This window comes from Prauserella alba, assembly GCF_024171735.1.
Taxonomy (GTDB): domain Bacteria; phylum Actinomycetota; class Actinomycetes; order Mycobacteriales; family Pseudonocardiaceae; genus Prauserella; species Prauserella alba.
The window spans coordinates 987,069-1,010,127 of sequence record NZ_JAMTCH010000003.1; the positions used below are offsets into that span (position 1 = coordinate 987,069).

18 protein-coding genes are annotated in these 23,059 nt (G+C 69.4%); 9 read left to right on the plus strand and 9 right to left on the minus strand.

Features of this window, described 5'->3' with window-relative positions:
• The first annotated feature begins 42 nt into the window (after positions 1-42).
• The 4 genes from gcvP to glyA are packed head-to-tail and all read left to right on the plus strand — an operon-like array spanning position 43 to position 5,630.
• Complete coding sequence (gene gcvP, locus LY12_RS04465) at positions 43-2,886, plus strand: aminomethyl-transferring glycine dehydrogenase (protein WP_253853430.1); 2,844 nt, start codon at positions 43-45, stop codon at positions 2,884-2,886.
• 4 nt (positions 2,887-2,890) lie between these two features.
• Positions 2,891-3,970 (plus strand): glycine cleavage system aminomethyltransferase GcvT, encoded by a 1,080-nt coding sequence (gene gcvT / locus LY12_RS04470; protein WP_253853431.1) that lies wholly within the window; start codon positions 2,891-2,893, stop codon positions 3,968-3,970.
• Between the two features lie 10 nt (positions 3,971-3,980).
• Positions 3,981-4,355 (plus strand): glycine cleavage system protein GcvH, encoded by a 375-nt coding sequence (gene gcvH / locus LY12_RS04475; protein WP_253853432.1) that lies wholly within the window; start codon positions 3,981-3,983, stop codon positions 4,353-4,355.
• A gap of 3 nt (positions 4,356-4,358) precedes the next feature.
• A complete protein-coding gene (gene glyA, locus LY12_RS04480; RefSeq protein ID WP_253853434.1) occupies positions 4,359-5,630 on the plus strand; it encodes a serine hydroxymethyltransferase in 1,272 nt (423 codons plus the stop codon).
• Positions 5,631-5,710: 80 nt separating this feature from the next.
• Here glyA and LY12_RS04485 read toward each other — a convergent pair whose 3' ends face one another.
• The 6 genes from LY12_RS04485 to LY12_RS04510 form a co-directional block, all read right to left on the minus strand.
• The gene (locus LY12_RS04485) at positions 5,711-6,373 is read right to left on the minus strand and encodes an O-methyltransferase (RefSeq protein WP_253853435.1); all 663 of its coding nucleotides are present in this window, start codon (positions 6,371-6,373) and stop codon (positions 5,711-5,713) included.
• Between the two features lie 56 nt (positions 6,374-6,429).
• Complete coding sequence (locus LY12_RS04490) at positions 6,430-6,651, minus strand: hypothetical protein (protein ID WP_253853436.1); 222 nt, start codon at positions 6,649-6,651, stop codon at positions 6,430-6,432.
• Between the two features lie 115 nt (positions 6,652-6,766).
• Positions 6,767-7,054 (minus strand): YrhK family protein, encoded by a 288-nt coding sequence (locus LY12_RS04495; RefSeq protein ID WP_253853437.1) that lies wholly within the window; start codon positions 7,052-7,054, stop codon positions 6,767-6,769.
• Between the two features lie 36 nt (positions 7,055-7,090).
• Positions 7,091-8,329, minus strand: a complete 1,239-nt coding sequence (locus tag LY12_RS04500; protein WP_372493447.1) for a multidrug effflux MFS transporter — start codon at positions 8,327-8,329, stop codon at positions 7,091-7,093.
• Between the two features lie 249 nt (positions 8,330-8,578).
• Positions 8,579-9,241, minus strand: coding sequence for a hypothetical protein (locus LY12_RS04505; protein ID WP_253853438.1), 663 nt, complete (start codon positions 9,239-9,241; stop codon positions 8,579-8,581).
• Positions 9,242-9,243: 2 nt separating this feature from the next.
• Positions 9,244-9,906, minus strand: a complete 663-nt coding sequence (locus tag LY12_RS04510; RefSeq protein ID WP_253853439.1) for a hypothetical protein — start codon at positions 9,904-9,906, stop codon at positions 9,244-9,246.
• Between the two features lie 198 nt (positions 9,907-10,104).
• Between LY12_RS04510 and hrpA the strand changes: the two genes are divergently transcribed.
• Positions 10,105-14,016, plus strand: a complete 3,912-nt coding sequence (gene hrpA / locus LY12_RS04515; RefSeq protein WP_253853440.1) for an ATP-dependent RNA helicase HrpA — start codon at positions 10,105-10,107, stop codon at positions 14,014-14,016.
• Positions 14,017-14,027: 11 nt separating this feature from the next.
• Here the strand turns inward: hrpA and LY12_RS04520 are convergent, their stop codons facing one another.
• The gene (locus tag LY12_RS04520; RefSeq protein ID WP_253853441.1) at positions 14,028-15,626 is read right to left on the minus strand and encodes an ABC-F family ATP-binding cassette domain-containing protein; all 1,599 of its coding nucleotides are present in this window, start codon (positions 15,624-15,626) and stop codon (positions 14,028-14,030) included.
• A gap of 207 nt (positions 15,627-15,833) precedes the next feature.
• A complete protein-coding gene (locus LY12_RS04525; protein ID WP_253853442.1) occupies positions 15,834-16,322 on the minus strand; it encodes a Pycsar system effector family protein in 489 nt (162 codons plus the stop codon).
• A gap of 147 nt (positions 16,323-16,469) precedes the next feature.
• Between LY12_RS04525 and LY12_RS04530 the strand changes: the two genes are divergently transcribed.
• From LY12_RS04530 to LY12_RS04545, 4 genes are all read left to right on the plus strand, one after another.
• A complete protein-coding gene (locus LY12_RS04530; RefSeq protein ID WP_253853443.1) occupies positions 16,470-17,150 on the plus strand; it encodes a Crp/Fnr family transcriptional regulator in 681 nt (226 codons plus the stop codon).
• Positions 17,151-17,254: 104 nt separating this feature from the next.
• Positions 17,255-18,142 (plus strand): hypothetical protein, encoded by an 888-nt coding sequence (locus LY12_RS04535; protein WP_253853444.1) that lies wholly within the window; start codon positions 17,255-17,257, stop codon positions 18,140-18,142.
• A 6-nt stretch (positions 18,143-18,148) separates the two neighbouring features.
• Positions 18,149-20,218: a hypothetical protein gene (locus LY12_RS04540; RefSeq protein WP_253853446.1), complete on the plus strand. Its 2,070-nt coding sequence runs from the start codon at positions 18,149-18,151 to the stop codon at positions 20,216-20,218.
• Positions 20,219-20,463: 245 nt separating this feature from the next.
• Positions 20,464-21,336 (plus strand): hypothetical protein, encoded by an 873-nt coding sequence (locus tag LY12_RS04545; RefSeq protein WP_253853447.1) that lies wholly within the window; start codon positions 20,464-20,466, stop codon positions 21,334-21,336.
• Between the two features lie 87 nt (positions 21,337-21,423).
• Here the strand turns inward: LY12_RS04545 and LY12_RS04550 are convergent, their stop codons facing one another.
• Positions 21,424-23,016, minus strand: a complete 1,593-nt coding sequence (locus tag LY12_RS04550) for a bifunctional 3'-5' exonuclease/DNA polymerase (RefSeq protein ID WP_372493477.1) — start codon at positions 23,014-23,016, stop codon at positions 21,424-21,426.
• Between the last annotated feature and the right edge of the window lie 43 nt (positions 23,017-23,059).

Here is a 23,059-nt window from a genome sequence, read left to right on the forward strand (position 1 = left end):
CGTGGCGGGTATCCCTGTCATGCGCTTGAAAGGAGCTCCTCGATGACAGTGCCCGCACTGCCTTCGACGTTCATGCCCCGGCACATCGGCCCCGCCGAGTCGGAGCAGGCCAAGATGCTGGCCGAATGCGGTTACGGCAGCCTCGATGCGCTCGTGGCCGCCGCGGTGCCGTCGGCCATCCAGACGTCCGGGGCGTTGTCGTTGCCCGAGCCCGCCTCCGAGCAGGAGGCCATCGGCGAGCTGCGCGCACTCGCGGCGAAGAACCGGCCGATGACCCAGATGATCGGGCTCGGTTATCACGACACCGTGACGCCGGCCGTCATCCGCCGGAACGTGCTGGAGAACCCGGCCTGGTACACGGCCTACACGCCGTACCAGCCGGAGATCTCGCAGGGCCGCCTCGAAGCGCTGCTCAACTTCCAGACGATGGTGTCCGATCTGACCGGCCTGGACACCGCCAACGCATCGATGCTCGACGAACCGACGGCCGTGGCCGAGGCGATGATGCTCATGCGCCGCGCGTCGAAGGCCAAGTCCTCGACGATGGTCGTCGACGCCGAATGCCTGCCGCAGACCGTCTCGGTGCTGCGCACGCGGGCGGAGGTCATCGGCATCGAGCTCGACGTCCGCGACCTGTCGCAGGGGCTGCCCGACGAGTTCTTCGGTGTCGTCGTCCAGTACCCCGGGGTGTCCGGTGTGCTGCGCGAGCCGGAGTTCTACACGCGCATCGGCGAGGCCGCCAAGGAGGCCAAGGCGCTCTACTGCGCCGCGGGCGATCTGCTGGCGCTGACCATGGTGCAGGCGCCCGGCGAGTTCGGCGCCGACCTCGCCGCCGGCAGCAGCCAGCGCTTCGGCGTGCCGATGGGATACGGCGGTCCGCACGCCGGTTACCTGGCCGTGCGCAAGGGTCTCGAGCGCTCGCTCCCGGGCAGGCTGGTCGGCGTGTCGGTCGACGAGGCGGGCGCCCCCGCGTATCGGCTCGCGCTGCAGACTCGTGAACAGCACATTCGCCGGGAGAAGGCGACGAGCAACATCTGCACGGCACAGGTGCTGCTGGCCGTGATGGCGTCGATGTACGCGGTCTACCACGGCCCTGAAGGGTTGCGCGGTATCGCCGAGCGGGTGCACGGTCACGCCACGGCGCTGGCCGCCGGGCTGCGCGACGGCGGCGTCGAGGTCGTGCACGAGCGTTTCTTCGACACCGTGCTCGCCCGGGTGCCGGGCAGGGCCGAGGCCGTCGTGGCGGCCGCCCGCGAGGCCGGCATCAACCTCGGCCGGGACGGCGCGGACCACGTGCGGATCGCCTGCGACGAGGCCACGTCGGCCGAGACGGTGGCCGCGGTGCTCGCCGCGTTCGGTGTCGCCGCACAGCCCGAAGGTGCCTCGGCGATTCCCGCCGGGCTCGAACGCACGACCGAGTACATGACGCACGAGGTCTTCCACACCTACCGGTCGGAGACGGCGATGCTGCGCTACCTGCGCCGGCTGTCCGATCTGGACTATGCGCTGGATCGCGGGATGATCCCGCTGGGCTCGTGCACGATGAAGCTGAACGCGACCACGGAGATGGAGTCGGTCACCTGGCCGGAGTTCGCGGGCATCCATCCGTTCGCCCCCGCGGACGACGCGCTCGGCTACCGGGAACTGACCGACCAGCTCAGCACGTGGCTGGCCGAGGTCACCGGGTACCACACCGTGTCGCTGCAGCCGAACGCAGGCAGTCAGGGCGAGCTCGCCGGCCTGCTGGCGATCCGTGCCTACCACCGTGCGAACGGCCAGCCCGAGCGCGACGTCTGCCTGATTCCGTCCTCGGCGCACGGCACGAACGCCGCCTCGGCGGTGCTCGCCGGCATGCGTGTGGTCGTCGTGGCCTGCACCGACGACGGCGACATCGACCTCGCCGACCTGCGGTCCAAGGTGGACGGACACCGCGACACGCTCGCCGCCATCATGGTCACCTACCCGTCGACGCACGGTGTCTACGAGACCGGCATCTCCGAGTTGGCCGACATCGTGCACGATGCGGGTGGACAGGTCTATGTGGACGGTGCGAACCTCAACGCGCTGCTGGGGCTGGCGAAGCCGGGTGAGTTCGGCGGCGACGTCTCGCACCTGAACCTGCACAAGACGTTCTGCATCCCGCACGGTGGCGGCGGTCCGGGCGTGGGCCCCGTCGCGGTGCGCGAGCACCTGGCGCCGTACCTGCCCAACCATCCGCAGTTCGAGGAGGCGGGTCCCGCGACCGGCGTGGGGCCGATCTCCGGGGCGCCGTTCGGCTCGGCGTCGATCCTGCCGATCTCGTGGGCGTACGTGCGGATGATGGGCTCGGCGGGACTCACGAGTGCGACGCAGGTCGCCGTGCTGGCGGCGAACTACGTCGCCGCGCGGCTGAGCCCGCACTACCCGGTGCTCTACACCGGACAGCACGGTCTCGTGGCGCACGAGTGCATCATCGACCTGCGCCAGCTGACCAAGCAGACCGGTGTGACCGTCGACGATGTCGCCAAGCGGCTCATCGACTACGGCTTCCACGCGCCGACGATGTCGTTCCCCGTGGCGGGTACGTTCATGGTCGAGCCGACCGAGAGCGAGGACCTGGGGGAGCTGGACCGCTTCTGCGAGGCGATGATCTCGATCCGCCGAGAGATCGCCGAGGTCGCGGCGGGCACGTGGGAGGTCGAGCAGAGTCCGCTGCGGGGCGCGCCGCACACCGCCGAACAGCTCGCGGGGGAGTGGGACCGGCCGTACGATCGCACACTGGCGGTCTACCCGGGCAAGACGAAGGCCAGGGGCAAGTACTTCTCGCCCGTGCGCCGCATCGAAGGCGCCTACGGTGACCGCAACCTCGTGTGCTCCTGCCCGCCCGTCACCGATTTCGAAAGCTGAGACGATGAAGACCCCGCTACACGATGTCCACAGTGGACTGGGAGCGTCGTTCACCGATTTCGCCGGCTGGGACATGCCGGTGCGCTACTCCAGTGACCTCGCCGAGCACCGCGCGGTGCGGGAGGCCGCGGGGCTGTTCGATCTCTCCCACATGGGCGAGATCGAACTGAGCGGGCCGCAGGCCGCCGACGCGCTCGACTACGCACTGAGCGGAAAGCTGTCGGCCGTGGCCGTCGGCCGCGCTCGGTACACCATGATGTGCAACGAGCGGGGCGGCGTGGTCGACGACCTCGTCGTCTACCGGCTCGGCGAGGAGCGCTACCTGGTGGTCGCCAACGCGGGCAACGCCGCCGAGGTGTCCGCCGAACTCGTGCGCCGCGCCGAGGGCTTCGACACGACGGTCGACGACCGTTCCGCCGAGGTTGCCCTGATCGCGGTGCAGGGCCCGACCTCGGCGGCCATCGTCGGCGCCGTCAGTGACGCCGACCTGTCCGCACTGAAGTACTACGCGAGCGTGCCCACGACCGTCGGCGGCCGGGAGGTACTGCTCGCGCGCACCGGCTACACCGGTGAGGACGGTTTCGAGCTGTTCGTCGCCGCCGACGACGCAGCCGCCGTATGGCAGGTGCTGACCGAGGCGGGCGAGGGCCACGGCATCGTGCCCTGCGGCCTCGCCTGCCGCGACACGCTGCGTCTCGAGGCGGGGATGCCGCTGTACGGCAACGAACTCTCGGCGGACGGGTCACCCTTCGCGGCGAACCTCGGCCGGGTGGTCAAGTTCGACAAGGAGGGTGATTTCGTCGGCAGGGCGGCCCTCGAGAACCAGCCCGCACCGGAGACCGTCCTGGTCGGGCTCACCGGCGGTGGCCGGCGCGCACCGCGGCACGGATACCGTGTGCTCCAAGGCGACGACGAGGTCGGGGAGATCACCAGCGGTGCGCTCTCGCCGACTCTCGGCCACCCGATCGCCATGGCGTACGTGCCCGTCCGGTGCTCGGAGCCCGGGACCACGCTGTCCGCCGACATCCGCGGTCGCCTCGAACCCGTCGAGGTGGTCGCCCTGCCGTTCTACCAGCGTCGCTGAAAGGCCTGACATGACGATTCCCCAGCATCTGCGCTACACCAAGGAACACGAGTGGATCTCCGTCGACGGTGACGTCGCCACCGTGGGTATCACCGCGTTCGCGGCCGAAGCCCTCGGCGACGTGGTCTTCGTCGAACTTCCGGAGGCCGGTTCGGAGGTGAGCGCGGGCACGCCGTGCGGCGAGATCGAGTCAACCAAGTCGGTCAGCGAGATCTACGCCCCGGTCGACGGCGAGATCACGGAGGTCAACCAGGCCGTCATCGACACCCCGGAGTCCGTGAACTCCGATCCGTATGAACAAGGGTGGCTGTTCAAGGTCCGCGTCGAGAGCATGCCGGAGCTGATGGACGCCGCTGCCTATACCGCGCTCACCCAGGAGGGCTGACCATTGAGTTCGTTCGAAGCCGATCTGTCTACTGTAGACCCTGAGGTCGCGGCGGCCGTCACCGACGAGCTGCGCCGCCAGCAGTCGACGCTGGAGATGATCGCCTCCGAGAACTTCGCGCCCGTGTCCGTTCTCGAAGCGCAGGGCTCGGTGCTCACCAACAAGTACGCCGAGGGTTACCCGGGCAAGCGGTACTACGGCGGCTGTGAGCACGTCGACGTCATCGAGAACCTGGCGATCGAGCGTGCCAAGGCACTCTTCGGAGCCGAGCACGCCAACGTGCAGCCGCACTCGGGTGCGCAGGCCAATGCTGCCGCGATGGTGTCGCTGCTCAACCCGGGGGACACGATCCTCGGGCTGGACCTCGCGCACGGCGGTCACCTGACGCACGGCATGAAGCTGAACTTCTCCGGCAAGCTCTACAACGTTGCCGCCTACCATGTCGACAAGGAGACCGGCCTGATCGACATGGCCGAGGTCGAGCGACTGGCGGGCGAGCACAAGCCGCAGCTGATCATCGCGGGCTGGTCGGCTTACCCGCGCCAGCTCGACTTCGCCGAATTCCGCCGGATCGCCGACTCCGTGGGCGCCAAGCTCATGGTCGACATGGCGCACTTCGCCGGCCTGGTCGCCGCCGGGCTGCACCCGAGCCCCGTGCCGTACGCCGACGTCGTCACCACCACGACGCACAAGACGCTCGGCGGCCCGCGCGGCGGCATCGTGCTCTCGAAGCAGGAGTACGCCAAGAAGATCAACTCCGCGGTCTTCCCCGGCCAGCAGGGCGGCCCGCTCGAACACGTCGTCGCAGGCAAAGCCGTCGCGCTGAAGATCGCGGCCAGTGACGAGTTCAAGGAGCGGCAGCAGCGCGTGGTCGAGGGCGCGAAGATCCTGGCGAACCGGCTCTCCGAGTCCGACGCGGCCGAGGCGGGCGTGCGGGTGCTGACCGGCGGTACAGACGTCCACCTCGTGCTTGTCGATCTGGTCAACTCCACACTGGACGGCCAGCAGGCCGAGGACCGGCTGCACGAGATCGGCATCACGGTGAACCGCAACGCGGTGCCGTTCGACCCGCGTCCGCCGATGGTGACCTCCGGGCTGCGCGTCGGCGCGCCGGCACTGGCCACGCGCGGTTTCGGCGCCGAGGACTTCACCGAGGTCGCCGACATCATCGTCCGTGCGCTGCAGCCGAGCACCGGCGACGCGGCGCTCGGTGAGCTGCGCGGCCGCGTCGAGCTGCTCGCCAAGAAGCACCCGCTCTACCCGGGTCTTTCCTGACGGCGATACCGGCACCGATCGGCAACGGCCCGCCCGCACTTCGGTGCGAGCGGGCCGTTGCCGTGTGGGCCGGAGGGGTCTCAGCCGGTGACGAGGGCCAGCGCGAAGCCGTCGTAGCCCTTGCCTGCGACGGTCTGGAGGGCCGTGGCGTCCACGCGTGGATCGGTCGCCATGAGCTCGAACATGTGCTGTGTGCCTCGAACACCGGGGTCGTCGGACGCTGTGTCGGCGATCGCGCCGCTCCGGACGACGTTGTCCACGACGATCACCGTCCCGGGCCGGCCCAGTTCGAGCGCCCAGCGGAAGTAGGCGGCGTTGTTGGCCTTGTCCGCGTCGAGGAAGACGAGGTCGAACGGGGCGTCGTCGTGGAGGGTGGGCAGGGTGTCGAGTGCGGTGCCGACGCGGATGTCGACCCGGTCGCCGACGCCGGCGCGGTCGACGTTGCCGCGTGCCACGTCGGCGAATCGCGGGTCGGCCTCGAGCGTGATCAGCGTTCCGTCCGGCGGCAGGGCGCGGGCCAGGCAGATGGCGCTGTAGCCGCCCAGCGTGCCGACCTCGAGGATCGACCGCGCGCCGACCATGCCGGCCAACAGTGTGAGGAACCGGCCCTGTGGTGCGCTGACGGCGATGTCCGGGAGGCCGGCGTCTGCGGCCGCGCGGGCCGCCCCGCCGAGCGCATCGTCGGAACCGAGCAGGTTGTCGGTCAGGTAGTCGTCCACCGTGGCCCATGTTCGAGGATCCATAATCGGCAGGCTAGGCGCTGCTCTCACATCGTGCTCGAGAGTCCCGCGGCGGGAGGTCACACGAGGTCGCTCGCCTCGTCCTGGTCGTGCTCGGCGAGGTGCACGACGGCGTCCCGCAACGCGGCGCGGAACCGGCCGACCTCGAGCGGGCCGAGCACCGCCGTCTCGCCGGGTGGAGCGACGACGACCACCTGTTGCCCGCTGGAGAACACGGTGAGCTTGCGTTTGCGTCCCGCCAGGTCACGGCAGGGAACGACCCACTCGTTCTGATCCGACATGCCGACCGCCTTCCTCGGAGCTTCATCGGGCTGAGCACAGGTGGGACGCGGCCACGGCTACCCCATGACGCGAGTAACGCACGGAATGTCACGAGCGATCGGGTTCCGAAGCGGTTCAGAAGTCGTGTGAGGCTTCGGTGGGCCGACCGGATCGGAATCGTCGCAGGTGAATGCGTCGCCGGAGCCGGATGGCGGGGCGGATCATCAGCTGGACGCTGCCGATCAGGAACAGCCACGTCCCGGCGTACTCGGTGCTGTCGGAGAAGAACAGCACGCTGCCGATGGTGAACCAGAGCGCGATCAGCAGGTCGTTGACGATGCTCGCCACTTCGTAGCGGCGCCGGATGAGCAGTTCTTCGTCGCCGATCCGGATGTGGAGCGGTCCGGGGTCCTCGTCGGCCATGTGATCACGGTGCCACTGCCGGCGAGGAGCCGCAGATCAGGGGTTCGCCGAGCGGGACCGGACCATGGTCAGGAAGCTCGTCAGGGCCAGCGCGAAGAACCCGGCCATGAGTGCGGCCATCGGGACGGCCGAGCCCTCGCCGAACAGGCCGATCAGCGGGGAGGCCGCGCCGGCGACGAGGAACTGCAACACGCCGAGCAGCGCCGAGGCCGACCCCGCCTTGTCCGGGTGGTCGGCCATCGCGAGCGCCATGGCGTTCGGCATGATCATGCCGTTCGAGCACACGACCAGGTAGATCGCGGGCAGCAGGACGGGCAGGCCGAGCCCGGCCACCGCCGCGATCGTGGCCGCCACGGCTGCCGTCGTTCCGGTCACCAGTCCGGTGCGCAGCAGGGCCCGTTGGCTGAACCGGCCGACCAGGCGGGCGTTGACCTGCGTCATCGCGACCAGGCCGATCGCGCCGCCGCCGAAGACGAAGCTGTAGGTCTGCGGGCCGAGGCCGTAGATGTCCTGGAGTACGAAGCTGGACGCCGAGATGTAGGTGAACATGCCGGCGAATCCGAGTCCGATGGTGAGGGCGCAGCCGAGGAACGCGCGGTGCCGCAGCAGGCTGAAGTACGTGCGCAGGACGCCGCCGATCCGTGCGGGCCTGCGCGCGGCCTCCGGCAGCGTCTCCGGCAGGGCCAGCGCCGCGACGAGCAGCAGCAGTCCGCCGAAGGCGGCGAGGACGGAGAAGATGCCGCGCCAGGACGTGACGGTGAGCAGCTGGCCGCCGATGATCGGCGCCAGGATCGGCGCCACCCCCGAGACCAGCATCAGCGCGGAGAAGAACCGGGACATGGCGATGCCGGAGAAGAGGTCACGGACGGTGGCGCGGGCGATCACGATGCCCGCGGCGGCGCCGAACGCCTGCAGTGCCCGCGCTCCGATCAGCACCTCGATCGACGGGCTGAGCGCACACAGCACGCTCGCGGCGATGTAGAGCGCGACACCGGCGAGCAGCGGGACTCGTCTGCCGAAGGCGTCCGACAGGGGCCCCGCGACGAGCTGGCCCGCCCCGAGCCCGATGACGAACGCCGCCAGCGTGAGCTGGACCAGTGCGTTGGCCGCGGAGAAGTCGCCGGCCATACCGGGCAGCGCGGGCAGGTACATGTCGATCGACAGCGGGCCGAACGCCGTCAGCCCGCCGAGGATGAGTGCGAAACGCAACCGGCCGCTGCGGCTGAGCCGAGCTCCTGCATCGGCGACGGGGGCCACGGTCGTGGCTGCGGTCACGGTTCCTCCCGGTGATCGGTGTTGCGAACGTCCTCCTCGAACAAGTAGCGAGCATGGCTAAGTATTCCCTCTACGGAGGGTGATCTGAGACGGGTGTACCGCTCACGGTGCGGAACGGGACAAATGCGGCAGTGGTGCCGGTGGCGTGGCCTGTGCTGCCCGCGATGCTGCCGGCGGGTGCTGTGACGCATCCGCGTCCTCGCCGGCGGCTGGGCTGCCTGCGGTGCCGGCGTCTGCTGGTGGAGCCGGTCAGAGCCAGGCGGTGCGGATGCGAACCCGGTGCGGCGGTCCCGGCCCATCGGCGTCGCCGAGGCGGTTCGTCATCGTCCACACCGGCCCCGTGGTGTCCGGCAGGCCGTAGAGGTGGTCATCGCTGCCGCAGGTGTACGTCGGCCTGCCGGGTGGGTCGTTCGCCCTGCCCGGACCGGGTGCGGGCACGCAGTGGCGGCCGTCGGCGAGTTCCAGGAACCACGGCCTGCCGGGGCGCCTCCGGTCGGCAGGCCCGGGCGTGTCCTCGACGATCCGGATGCGCACGGCCTCGGACGTCGTCGGGTTCTGCACGCACAACGCCACGTCGGGCCGCGGGCGGTGCCGGACGAAACACGGGTCGTACAGGAAGTAGCCCGCCGTGGTCATGCAGCGGCGCGCATCCGGATCCGACAGGTTCACCCCGGACGCGGAGCATTTCGCAGCGGCGCGGTCGACGACGGTGAACTCCGGTGCGGGGCGGCCCGACGGGGTGAACGGGTCGAGGTGCACCGCGCGAGTGGCCGTCACGGGGGCGGTGTGGTCGGTGCCCGCCCCGCCGGCGTCCGCGTCGGTGCAGCCGGCCAGGGCGAGGAGGGCGGCGCCCAGGCCGATGGCGGCGCGACGGGTGCGCGAGTGGCGGGTGCGCGAGCGGCGGGTCGTCACGGTCAGAACCACGCCGTGCGGATCGATGCCTTGTCGAGCTGCGGGCCGGGTTCGGTGCGTTCGTCCGCCTCACCGTGCCGGTTGGCGATCGTCCACACGCGTGTCGTTGTGTCCGGCATGCCGTAGAGGTAGTCGTTCCGGCCGCACCCGTAGGTCGGGTCCTCCTCGGTGGATTCGGGGTCGTCGGCGCCGGGCATCGGCACGCAGTGGCGGCCGTCGGCGAGCTCGATGAACCACGGCCGGTGCCGCTGTGCCTCCTTCGGTACGGGCCCGACGTCCTCGACGACCTCGAAGCCCGTCGCCTCGCCGGTCGTCGGGTTCTGGATGCAGATCGCACGGTCCGGTCCCGGCCGGACGCGCAGATAGCACGGGTCGTGCACTTCCTGTGAGGTGTGCGAGTCGCCGGTGAGCACGGGGGCGCAGCGGCGGGCGTCCGAGCCCGAGATGCTCACCCACGACTGCCAGCAGTTGCCCTCGCCCTTCTCGACGATGTCGAGATCGGGATCGGGTTCACCGGACTCGGTGAACGGATCCACGGTGATCTGCTCGGTCGCGGTGACGGGCCCGGCGTCCGCTGCGAGCCGGGTGTCGGGCGCGCCGCCGCACCCGCCGAGTCCCGCCAGCGCCGCGATGGCCACGACGACTCCCGGGAGGATCTTCCTCACGTGCCGCTGCCTTCCGTTCGCGTTCACCCGTGCTGCCGGACCCGGCCGGGAACCGCGGGCCGGGACACGCGCCGGGGTGCGTGTGTGGGGACACGCGCAGCCTAGAGGGCCGGTGCGGCCGCCGGTGCGGGGACCCGCTGCCGAATGCCGATAATCGGGAGGAGCGGCGCAGCCGCGCCCGGTAAGCTGGCCGGCGGTATGTCTGCACGTTCCCCTCTCGATGAGCTGCGCCCGCGGCTGTCCGGTCTGACCATCGGCGACGCCCACCGGGTGCGGCGCCGGATCGACGGTGCCCGGAAGTCCCGCGGCGCGACCCCGGCCAAGCTCGCGGCGATCGCCGCGGAGATCTCCGCCGACATGGACCGGGCCGAGGAGCGGGTGCGCAGGCGCCGCGAGGCGGTGCCGCGCATCACCTACCCGCAGCAGCTCCCGGTCAGCGGTCGTGCCGAGGACCTGGCCGAGGCGATCCGCGACAACCAGGTCGTGATCGTGGCCGGCGAGACCGGGTCGGGCAAGACGACGCAGCTGCCGAAGATCTGCCTCGACCTTGGGCTCGGGGTCCGCGGGCAGATCGGGCACACCCAGCCGCGGCGGCTCGCGGCCCGCACCGTCGCCGAGCGGGTGGCCAGCGAGGTGTCCTCCGAGCTCGGCGCGGCCGTCGGCTACAAGGTGCGGTTCACCGACACCTCGAGCGACGAGACGCTGCTGAAGGTGATGACCGACGGCATCCTGCTCGCGGAGATCGCGCGCGACCGGATGCTGCGCCAGTACGAGGTCCTCATCATCGACGAGGCGCACGAGCGCAGCCTCAACATCGACTTCCTGCTCGGGTACCTGAAGCAGCTGTTGCCGAAGCGGCCCGACCTGAAGGTGATCATCACCTCGGCCACGATCGATCCGGACCGGTTCGCCCGGCACTTCGCCGGCTCCGACGGTGAACCTGCGCCGGTACTGGAGGTCTCGGGCCGGACGTATCCGGTCGAGGTGCGGTACCGGCCGATCGTCGACCCCGACGACCCCGACGCCGATTCGGACCGGGACCAGACGCAGGCGATCACCGACGCCGTCCGGGAACTCGTCGCCGAGGGGCCGGGCGACATTCTCGTGTTCGCGTCGGGCGAGCGCGAGATCCGCGACGCCGGCGACGCACTGGCCGCGATGGAGCTGCCGAACACCGAGGTGGTGCCGCTGTACGCGCGGTTGTCGGCCGCCGATCAGCACCGCGTCTTCCAACGGCACACGGGCAGGCGCATCGTCGTGGCGACCAACGTCGCGGAGACGTCGCTGACCGTGCCCGGCATCAAGTACGTCGTCGACCCGGGTACGGCACGCATCTCGCGTTACAGCCACCGCACGAAGGTGCAGCGGCTGCCGATCGAGCCGGTGTCACAGGCCTCGGCCAACCAGCGCAAGGGCCGCTGCGGCCGCACCTCGGACGGAATCTGCATCCGGCTGTACTCCGAGGACGATTTCGACGCCCGCCCGGAGTTCACCGATCCGGAGATCCTGCGCACCAACCTGGCTTCGGTGATTCTGCAGATGACGTCGCTGGGACTGGGTGACGTCGCGGCGTTCCCGTTCGTCGAACCACCCGACCGCAGGCAGGTCACCGCCGGTGTGCAACTGCTGCAGGAACTGGGGGCGCTCGACACGGCGAAGGGCAGGCTGACGCCGATCGGCAAGCGGCTCGCGCAGCTGCCGGTCGATCCGCGGCTCGGCCGGATGATCCTGGAAGGTGCCGAGAACGGCTGCGTGCGCGAAGTGATGATCATCGCGGCCGGGCTGTCCATTCAGGACCCACGGGAGCGGCCGGCCGAACACAAGGAGGCGGCAGGCCAGCAGCACGCGCGGTTCCGCGACAAGGACTCGGACTTCCTCGCGTACCTGAACCTGTGGAACTACCTGCGCGAGAAGCAGAAGGAACTGTCGGGAAACCAGTTCCGCAAGATGTGCCGTGCCGAGTACCTCAACCATCTGCGGGTGCGCGAATGGCAGGACGTCAACAGCCAACTGCGGCAACTGCTCAAGCCGCTCGACATCACGCTCAACAGCGTGCCCGGCGATCCGCAGCGCATTCACACCTCACTGCTGGCGGGGCTGCTGTCGCACATCGGGCTGAAGGATCCGGAGAAGGGCGACTACCTGGGCGCCAGGGGCACCCGGTTCTCCGTGTTCCCCGGTTCGGCGCTGTTCAAGAAGCAGCCACGGTGGATCGCCTCGGCGGAGCTGGTCGAGACGTCTCGGTTGTGGGCGCGCGTGAACGCGCGGGTGGAGCCGGAGTGGATCGAGCCGCTCGCCGGGCATCTGGTCAAGCGCACGTACTCGGAACCGCGCTGGGAGCGCAAGCAGGCGGCCGTGATGGCGTCGGAACGCGTGACGCTCTACGGCGTTCCGCTGATCGCCGGCCGCACGGTGAACTACGGCCGGATCGATCCGGAGACCTCACGGGAGCTGTTCATCCGCCGTGCCCTCGTCGACGGCGACTGGGAGACCCGGCACCGGTTCTTCCACGAGAACCGGGCGTTGCTCGACGAGGTCGAGGACCTGGAGAACCGTGCCCGCAGGAGGGACATCCTCGTCGACGACGAGACCCTGTTCGCGTTCTACGACGAGCGGATCCCCGACGACGTGGTGTCGGGGCGCCACTTCGACGCGTGGTGGAAGAAGGCCTCGCGCAGCGAACCGGACCTGCTGAGCTTCGAGAAGACGATGCTCATCAACGCCACCTCCGACGAGGTGCGTGCCGCGGACTATCCCGACACGTGGCAGCAGGGTGAGGTCCGGTTCCCGCTGACGTACCAGTTCGAGCCAGGGGCGGACGCCGACGGTGTGACCGTCCACATTCCACTCCCGGTACTGAACCAGGTCGCGGCCGACGGGTTCGACTGGCAGGTTCCGGGACTGCGGGAGGAACTCGTGACCGCGCTGATCAAGTCGCTGCCGAAGGCGACCCGGCGCAATTTCGTGCCCGCCCCGGACACGGCCCGCGAGGTCCTCGCGCACGTGGAGCCGTCGCGTGGGCCGCTGCTCGAGGTGCTGAGTGCGGAGCTGGAGCGGCTGCGCGGAGTCGCCGTTCCGGTCGGGGAGTGGGCCCCGGAGACGGTGGGCGATCATCTGCGGATGACGTTCCGTGTCGTCGACGACGCGGGTGCCGCGGTGGCCGAGGGCAAGGATCTGGAGGCGCTGCGCGACAAGCTCGGCGATCGGGTGCGGGAGACGATCTCGGCGGCGGCCGACGACATGGAGCGGGGCGGGCTGACCACCGCGTCGTTCGGCACCCTGCCGGACGTGTTCGAGGCGCAGCGCCGTGGGCACGCGGTCAAGGCGTATCCCGCGCTGGTCGACGAGGGCGACTCCGTGGCGGTGCGGATGTTCGACACGCCGGGCCAGCAGGCCTCGGCGATGCGTGCGGGTACGCGCAAGCTCGTGCGGTTGGCCCTGCCGTCGCCGATGAAGTACATCAACCGCAACCTCGGGAACCGGTCGAAGCTAGTGCTGGCCCGCAACCCGCACGGCGGTGTGCAGGGACTGCTGGAGGACTGCGTCGACTGTGCTGTGGACAAGCTGGTGGCCGAGGCCGGTGGGCCGGTGCGGGAGGACTCGGCGTTCCCCGCTCTGGTGAAGACGGTGGGGCAGCGGCTGAATCCGACCGTGCTCGCCGTGCTGGGCGAGGTGGAGCAGATCCTCACCGCGGTGCACGAGGTCGAGGCGTCGTTGTCCGACATGGACGGACGTGCGATCGCGGAATCGCTGGCCGACGCCAGGGCGCACCTGGCGTCGCTCGTGTACGACGGTTTCGTCACCGCGACCGGCTACGACCGCCTGCCCGACCTGGTGCGCTACGTGCGGGGCATCGGCCGCAGACTGGAGAAACTGCCCAGTGACCCGGCGCGGGACGTCGAACGGCTGCGGGAGATCGCCTGGTTGTGGGACGAGTACCGCGGGGTGCTCGACGAGGTGCCGCCGCGAACCGAACCGAGCCCGGAACTCGCCGAGATCCGGTGGATGATCGAGGAGCTCCGGATCAGTTTCTTCGCCCAGACACTCAAGACCGCGTATCCGGTGTCGGTGAAACGCATCGTCAAGGCACTCGACAAGGCCCCGCTGTAACGGAGGCCGCGTCACACCGGTTCGGTGTGCTCCAGCGTGCCCTCCAGCCGTAGCCATCGAGTTGCGCCGATGGTGCGAAGGAACGCGGTGTCGTGGCTTGTCACGATGAGCGCGCCCGGGTAGGAGGCGAGCTCGCGGGTGAGGTGCCGGACGCTGCTCGCGTCGAGATCGGTGGTGGGTTCGTCCAACAGCAGCAGTTGTGGTTCCGGTTCCGCGAGCAGGAGTCGTGCCAGGCTCGCGCGGAAACGTTCGCCGCCGGAGAGCTCGCCCACCGGCAGATCGGCCAGGTCACCGCGCAGCAGGAACCGCGCGAGCCGGGCGCGGATGGCGTTCGCGGTGAGTCCGGGAGCGGCGGCGGCCACGTTCTGCACGGCCGATGCGGTGTCGTCGAGGGTGTCGAGCCGTTGTGGCAGGAGCCGAGCCGGAACCGGAGTCGTGACGGTGCCGGAGCGGGGAGTCAGGTCGCCGACGACGGTGTGCAGCAGGGTGCTCTTGCCGGCGCCGTTGGGGCCCACCAGCGCGATCCGCTCCGGTCCGTGGACGTTCAGGCTCACCGTGGGACCGTTGCGGAGTTCCACATCGGACAGTTGTAGGACATGCCGTCCGGCCGGTACCGCCGTTGCGGGCAGGTCGACCCGGATCTCCCGGTCGGACCGCACGGCGTGTTCGGCCCGTTCGAGTCGTTGTCTGGCCTGCGCCAGTTTCTCGGAGCGCATCACACGGTGTTTGCCCGCGGCGATCTCGGCGTCCTCCTGGCGCTTGCGCATCCGTACCTTCGGTTCGCGTTTGGTGTCCCACTGCTTCCTGCCGTAGCGCACCCGGCGGGCGAGCGTGGCCCGTGCTGCGACGAGTTCCCGTTGCTGCCGTTCGACGTCGGACTCCGCGGCGCGGACGGTCCGCGCCGCCGCCCGCTGCTGTGCGGCGACGACCGCCTCGTGGTGGCTGACGTCGCCGCCGTAGAAGGTCAGCGACCGGTCGCGGAGCTCGGCGATGCGATCGACGCCGCCGAGGACCTCGCGGTCGTGGGAGACGACCACGACCGCTCCTTTCCAGCTCCGGAGGAACTCGGTGACGACGGCGCGGGCGCGTTCGTCGAGGTTGTTGGTCGGTTCGTCGAGCAGCAGCACGTCAGGCTGGTGGAGGAACTGGGCGCTGAGCCCGAGCAGCACCGTCTCGCCTGCGGACAGGTCGCCGAGGTGCCGGTCGGTGTCGAGATGTGCGAGGCCGAGACGATCGAGCGTGGCGCGGGTACGTTCCACGATGTCCCACCGGTCGCCGACGACGGCGAAGTGGTGCTCGTCGGCTGCGCCCCGTTCGATCGCGGCGATGGCGGCCGTGATCTCGGCGGTGCCGAGTACCTCCGCCACCGTGCTGTCGGTGTCGAGTGTCAGGTTCTGCGGCAGGTGGCCGAGACGGCCGGTCACGGTGATCGACCCCGCGGTGGGTGTCAGCTCGCCGGTGATGAGCCGCAGCAGTGTGGATTTGCCGGAGCCGTTGCGCCCGACGAGGCCGGTGCGCCCCGGGCCGAAGACGGCGGTCAGCCGGTCGACGACGACGTCACCGTCGGGCCAGGCGAACGAGAGGTCGGTGCAGATGACGGAGGTGGACATGAGGAGGCTCCCCGCTGTACGTGGACGACGGACAACGTGGCGATCCGCGAGCGTCGTCGCGGTATCCCGAGAACCTCAGCGGACCAACGTCTCACTCCGTTCGGCGGCGGCAACTGGGGACGACGGTAGACGTGCGCACATTGGCGGGGCAACGGATTTCCCGACGTCGGATCTCCTGATGTCGGATCTCCTGACGTCGCCGCGACGTCAGGTGAGAATGCCGGCGGCGAGAGTGGTGACGACGCCCGAGCCGAAGAACCATATGGCGGGCGTGACCGCGTGGAACTTGCGGCGCGCGATGCGACTGGTCGCCCACAACTGTTCGGTGAGTGCACGTTGCAACTGCTCCTCATGGGTGAACAGCGAGCGCGCAGCGCGTGCGAACTCGTCGGGATCGTCGAAGCGCGCCGCGACGTTGTCGAAGTTCAAGAGCGAGGTCACTCCGGTCAACCGGGTACGGGGAACGAACACGCGTAACGCCAAGAAGGTGCTGACGAGCACGAGGCAGAGACCGAGTACAAGCAACACAGCTTGTGCCGGGTTACTGCTCCACAGGTCCGGTGACGTTCCCTGGCGTGTGAGGATGCTGCCGAGGACGCCCGATGCTGCTAGTACCAATCCGGCTTTCGTGTCGGCCAGCCTGACGAGTTCGTGGGTGTGGGTGAGCGCTTTCCAGATATTGTCGGAGCCTGTCATGGCGTCCGATTCTTCGAGATGTGGTGTTGAGGGCGAGCCCCATCGGAGTGAGACGGCTGTAACGCACGCCGTCCGGCTTGCTCCCTTCGGGCGGAATAGGGCGGCAAGTGTTCACTGGCGCCACCCGCAACCGGTACGGAATCGGTCGTGCACCACGATGTGAATATCGCGTCGCGGGGATTCCGCGGGCTGTTGGGGGAGCGGTTGTGGAGTGTTCTGATCACGATGGGGGTCGAGCGCCGGCACAAGCCCGGCGATGTTCTGCTCCGGCAAGGTGACCGGGGCGACTATCTGCTGGCGCTGACCGGCGGTCGGGTGAAGATCCTGGCGGCCGAGTCGGGCGGTGCGGAACTGCTGCTGTCGTTGCGCAGCGCGGGCGACCTGGTGGGTGAGATGTCGCCTCGTAGCGACTCCCGCAGAACCGCCACGGTAGAGACGCTCGACAGCTGTACGACCAGCTACCTTGCGCGCCCGGACTTCGAAGCCTTCCTGGGTCGTCACGGCGCACACGCCGCATTCAGCGACTACCTGGTGGCCAAGTTGTCGGAGACCGTGCCCTACCAGTTGCAGCAGGCCCATTTCGCGCCGCGACAGCGAGTCGCTCGCCTGATACTCGAGGTGTTGCTGCTGGCCGATCCCGGTGACCGGGACCGCGCCCGGATTCCCTTCTCTCAGGACGCTCTCGCGAAGGCGCTGGGGTTGGCGCGCAGTACGGTGGCCGACCAGATCGCCACGCTCCGAACGCTCGGTGCGTTGCGGTCGGGCCCGCGCATCGTGGTCGATGACGAACGAGCTCTCTCCCTCGAGGCACACGCTATTTCCTTGTGACGCACCTCACTCGAGACTGTCCGGCGGTGGACAGTCTCGGGTGCGTGTCCAGCCCATCGTGTGGATCCGGTCCCGCTGTGGGAAGAACTTGCAGAAGGAGAGTCATGGCCCCGAAATTCGAGAGCGCTGAGCTACCGCCGTACCGCGCCATCATGGTCGTCGACATGAAGAACTTCAGCGGCGAGAAGGGACGCGACCACGCTCGCATCACCGAGAGCATCCCGATGATTCTGCGTAACGCGTTTCATCGGTGTGGGTGTGCGCAACTGTGGTCGGAGTCCCGGTTCCACGGGACCACCGGGGACGGGTACTTCGCCGGGTTTGATACGCGGTGGACTCCTTTCCTGCTGAACCCCGTGCTGTCCGCGCTCCAGGACGAACTGGAGTATCAGAATCGCGTGCACGGCGGTGAAAGCGCGATGCGGATGCGGGTGAGCCTGACCGCAGGCCCGGTGACCGACTCCGGTGAGAACTGGATGAGTGACGGCAGCGGCGACACCAGGATCGAAGCCCATCGCATGATCGACAGTGATGACGCGCGTGCCGTGCTGGCGGATTCGAGCGGCGCCACGTGTGTCGCCGGCATCGTCTCGGAGCAGGTCTACCGGGACGTCGTGTTGTCCGGCTACAGCGGCGAGGATCCGGGGCTGTACGTCGAGGTCGGCGTGAAGGTCAAAACCTTCGAGGGGAAGGCGTATCTTCGGGTTCCCAAGCCTTCCGGTGACATCCTCCGGCGAGGACTGACCCGGCACGCCGACGCAGTCGAAGCGGCCGACGGCGCCCCGTCGGCCACGGCGAAGGACGAGCGAAGCCGAGCGGCGCCGACGTATGTCGGGGTGGAAACGGCGCAGGGGTCGGTCGGCACTGTGGTCACCGGTGAGGGCAACACGGTGAACTCCGGTGGTGGGAACCAGTTCAACGGCGTCGGGATCACCGGCACCGGTCCTACCGTCCTCGGCACGAACCGAGGCCCTGCCTCTTCGGAGGAGTGACGCCCCGTGGCTGCTCCCCCTGACGGACAGGAAAGGAACGACGTCGACCGCCGGTACATCGCGGTCGGTCATCTCGCCGGATCGGTGGCGTCCACGGTCGCCGGCACGAACAACACGGTGAACAACCACTTCTATCATCCGCCCGAATCGGATCCGGTCGCTGCGGTCGCCTGGCAGGTGGACTCTCGCGGTTATCGGGAGTACCTGCAACCACGGTTCGTTCCGCCGGTGGGGTTCGAGGAGGCGCGCCAGACGCTGAGGGAACGCCGCACGCTGTTTCTCAGTGGAGAGCCGGGAAGTGGGCGCAGAAGCGCGGCGTTGATGTTGTTGTGGGCGCAGGCTCCAGGCAGCGACGCCTCATGCCGCAGGCTGTCCCTGGGCAAGGATGAGGGCGAGGACCCACTCCATCCGGATTCGATCCAGCGCAACGACCGGTTGCTCCTCGACCTGACAGAGGAGCGCGACCCGGAACGCCTCAGCACGGTCGAGAAGCGGCTTGCGACATTTGCCGGGGCCGTCGAGGATCTGGAGGCGGCGCTGGTCGTGCTCCTGCCGCCGGTACGGGAACAGGATCCCCGCATCCGCGAGCTCGCCGTTACTGGATCGACGGTCGCCATCGAACGCCCGAACGCGGCAGTGGTGTTCTCCAAGCATCTGTTCCGGGAGTTCGATGCCGACCTCGTCGATCGGCAAGCGGCGCACGACGTGGCGACCCACCTCACGGACGTTCCGCTGCGTGACGTCGCCGAGCTGGTCCGCCGCACCGTCGAGGCCAGGAACTCCCAGCCTAACGCCCGCTTCGTCCGGTGGCTGGTCGAAGCGAGGAAGGGTGCCGAAGACTACCGGGATGAGGTCACTGACGCGGTCGGTGCAGCCGGTGCGGAACAACGCGCGCTGCTGCTGACCTCCGCGATCCTCGAAGGCGGTCACACCGATGCGATCCATCGGGCGCAGCGTCGACTCCTGGAAGAACTCAGTTTCCCGAGGGAGGAAATCCACCTGCTCGAGCAGCAGGGGCTCGAGGCCGCACTCGGCGACATCGGCGTCGTGGTCGATGCATCGCGTGCTGTCCGCTTCGGCAAGGTGCGTTACCAGCAGGCGGTCGCCGATCACTTCTGGATGAACTATCCGGAGATGCGGAAATCATTGGCGACTTGGGTCGCGGTCTGCGTTGAGCTCGATGAACTGTCCGATGACGACCGGACGAGAATGGTCGACCGGTTCGTCCCGCAGGCGTGCCGTCACGGGATGGTGTCGGAACTGTGCCTGGTGATCCGTCGCTGGGCCAGTCGTGGCAACCGTCCGGCACGGAAGAACCCCTTGGCACGGTGGGCTGCCACCGCACTCGACCTTGCTCTGCGTTGGGACGGCGACGCCGGGCAAGCAGCGCAACAGGTGCGCAGGCAGATCTATGAATGGACGAACGAGCAGCAGCTGGACGCCGGACTCGCTCATGTGCTGGTGCGGGTGTGCGCCAAGGTCGTGGCCGATACCCATCCCGATCAAGCGTTGGTACGACTCCGGCGACTGGCTTGGCACGGCGACGATGCCGTCAAGTCAGAGGCGCAGCGTGAGGTGGTCGAGCTCACGCGAAATCCCCGAGTCCACCGGCGGTTCCTGTGGTGGATGGCCGATTGGATGGACCAGGAACGGCCGTCGGATGTGACGCTGTTTCTCGAGGCGTCGACTGGCGAACGCGTGCTGCGCGGGGCGCGGTCTCGGGCACCGATCGCGGATGCTCAGGCTCGGGAGCAGTTGCAGAGATGTTGGGCAAGGGTACTGGCACACGAACCGTCGTGGTGGCGGGATCGTCTGCGTGAATGGCTCGACGAGGCGGTGAACTCGCCGCACGCGGACGTCGCGATCGCACTGCTGCTCGAGGCAAGTCGAGCCAATGTGGACATTCTGGCGCGGCTCTATGTCGTCGCACGCGATTGGGCCGGCGGTGGAGACCCGACGGACCGCATGGGGCGCCACGGCGTGCTCGAACTATTGAACGCCGGTATCGCACGATCCCAGGGCTTGACGGAATCCGGCGTGACGAACGGAAAAGACAGGAACGGAGCATCGACATGATCATCGTTGCGCTGGCGGGACCTCCCGTGCTGTGGACCGGACTCGGACTGTGGGCCGGGTGGTCGATGTGGGTCTGGATCGTACTGACCGTGGTCACATGGGCGGTCATTGCTACATGGTGGCACTTCGCTCCCTTCACACGGGTGCGGCGAACCGTGCGGCCGGAGCCACGAGGGCCGGCACCCGCGCCACCGGCCCCCGTGGCTCCGACACCGGCTCCGCCGGCGGAACGTCGGGTATCCGAGATGCAGGTGCGGACCGCTCACGACGACTACCATTTCCTGTTCTCCTGCGTGGTGCGCTGGCGGCCCGCGCACGGTGGAGCGGAACACCACCACGCGAACCCGGCTGCACTCGCCGTGAACACGATCGTGGACCGGGCCGCCCGGATTGGTGCGGCCTTCGAACCACGTGATGCCGACCGCGCCCGGTATCGATTGGAAGCCGACCTCGGCATGTCCCGCAGCGATGAGACCGGCCAGTTCAACGTATGGGCGGAAGCGATGTCGCTCACGCTGGCGGAACGCGACCAGGAACGACTCGTCAAGCTGGACGAGGTGCGCAAGGAGGAGGAGCTGTTCGAGCGTGAGTGCGCGTTCGAACGCAAGGTGCGGACTTACCTCGGCGACGACGTCCTCACCAGTGTGAGCAACGCGGTCATCTGGTGGTTGGCCCGCCACGAAACGTCCGAGAAGAAGCGAGTCGAGTCCGCCGTTGGCCACATCGGCACGCTTCGCCAGCTCGTGAGTTCGGCCACGGGCGGCGACGAAGCCAGTGAACCGGTACCGGCGCGGGGTCAGCTGACGCTGGACGATGCGCAGGTGTCGCTTCCGTTCGAGACGGCGACGCCGCCGTCACCGCCGAGCACGCCGATCGCACGACCTGAACCGGATGCCGTCGATCACGCGGTCGGTGTCGTCGAGCATGTGCCGGGCCGTGAACACCAAGCGGTGTTCACGATGAACTTCGCGCGCCTGCTTCGCCATCACGGGCTCAACGACGCGGCCGCCAGCATCACCGACCGGTTCGATCGCCCACACCCGGATGAGTCGGACTCCGAAGCGGACACCCCGGCGGAGGTGGACGAGGATGGGACGGCCGAGTTCGCGCCGGGATGACGACGGCACTCGACCTCGCCGGCCTGTCACCGGTGCCTCGCTCCTCCGGGGGGGGGGCGTCGGTGGCGGTCGGCGAGCGGCCGGTGCTCACTTGGCGTCGGCGTAGGAGCCGACGACGGTGGCGGGCATGGGGAACCGCACCGGGCAGGCGGGGCCGAACACCAGGCGGGTCGTCTCGTCGACGGCTTCGGCGAGGCACGTGACCACGGTGTCGGCGAGTTCGTCGGGGGTGTGCACGAGCACCTCGTCGTGCACGAAGAACACGAGCCGGGCCGGTTCCGGCAAGCGTCGGCGCAGCGTGGCGAGCAGGACCGCGGTCCAGTCGGCCGCACTGGCCTGGACGGCGAAGTTCCGGGTGAACCGTCCCCAGTCACGGGAGGCGCGCCGCGCGGCGTCCTCGGCGCCGTCGCCTCCGGTGAGCTCGCGCCAGGCCTCGGACGGCGGCGGCGACATGCGGCCCAGCCGGGAGCGGACGGGCTCGCCGCGTTCACCCGTCGTCGCCGCGTGTTCCACATAGGACACTGCGGCGGGGAAGCGGCGCCGCAGCAGTGCGAGGGTGGTCGCGGCCTCGCCCGCAGTACCGCCGTACATGGCCGACAGCATCGCGATCTTCGCGTTCGGCCGGTGTTCGGCCGCTGCAGCGGGATGCAGCTCCGCCGCCAGGCTGGTGTACAGGTCCTCCGACCGGGAGACCTCGGCCAGCCGCCGGTCCCCGGACAGCGCCGCCAGAATCCGCGGTTCGAGCTGCGCCGCGTCGGCCACCACGAGCTGCCAGCCCGGGTCGGCGGTCACGCAGCCACGCAGCACCCGCGGGATCTGCAATGCCGCACCGCCGCGACTCGCCCACCGGCCCGACACGACCCCGCCGACGACGTAGACGGGACGGAACCGGTCGCCGCGCACCCACTGGTCCAGCCACGCCCACCCGTGTGCGGCGTGGAGTCGTGCCAGCTCCTTGTACTCGAGCAGCGGGGCCACCGCGGGGTGGTCGATCCGCCGCAGCACGTGGGCCCGCGCGGACGGCACGGTGATGCCCACTCGGCCGAACGCGCGCACGATGCTCTCCGGATGGTCGGGGTTGACCGCCCTGCCGAACGCCTCGTCGATGCGCCGCGCCAGCGCCGCGAGCGCGGCCGGCCGTGAACCGGCCGGAACCCGTGGCCCGAGCAGCTCCGCGAGCAACGCCTCGTGACGTTCACTGCGCCACGGCAGTCCGTCGGCCGACATCTCCACTGCCGCGAGCGCACTCGCCGACTCGGCGGCCACCAACAGCCGGAGCCGGCCGGACGTGTCGAGGCGGTTCAGCCGGTCCCGCTGATCGGCCAGTACCACCTCGGCCGCCTCGGCCGGGTCGAGACCGGCCGGCAGCCCGGAGCTCTGCGGGTCGAACAGCGCGGGCTGCTCGTCGGGCGCGGCCACGTGGTCCGTCTCCACCGGAGGGGCGAGTCCGCGCACCCGCGCGTACGCGGCGGCGAGAGACCGCGACCGGTCGTGCGCACCCGTGAACGCCAGCAGCAGTCCTTCGACGAGCCCGAGGTCGTGACACCGCCGCAACCGGACTCCGCAGCCGACGAGCGCGGGGTAGTCGCGCTCCACCGACGGCAGCACCCACCGCGGCCGGCGCGGCTCCAGCCGCGCGGCCACGGCGGCCACCTCCTCGGGCGACAGGGCGGTGGCCACCACGGCGCCCGCGGCGTCCCCGCGGAGTTCGCCGCCCGGGAAC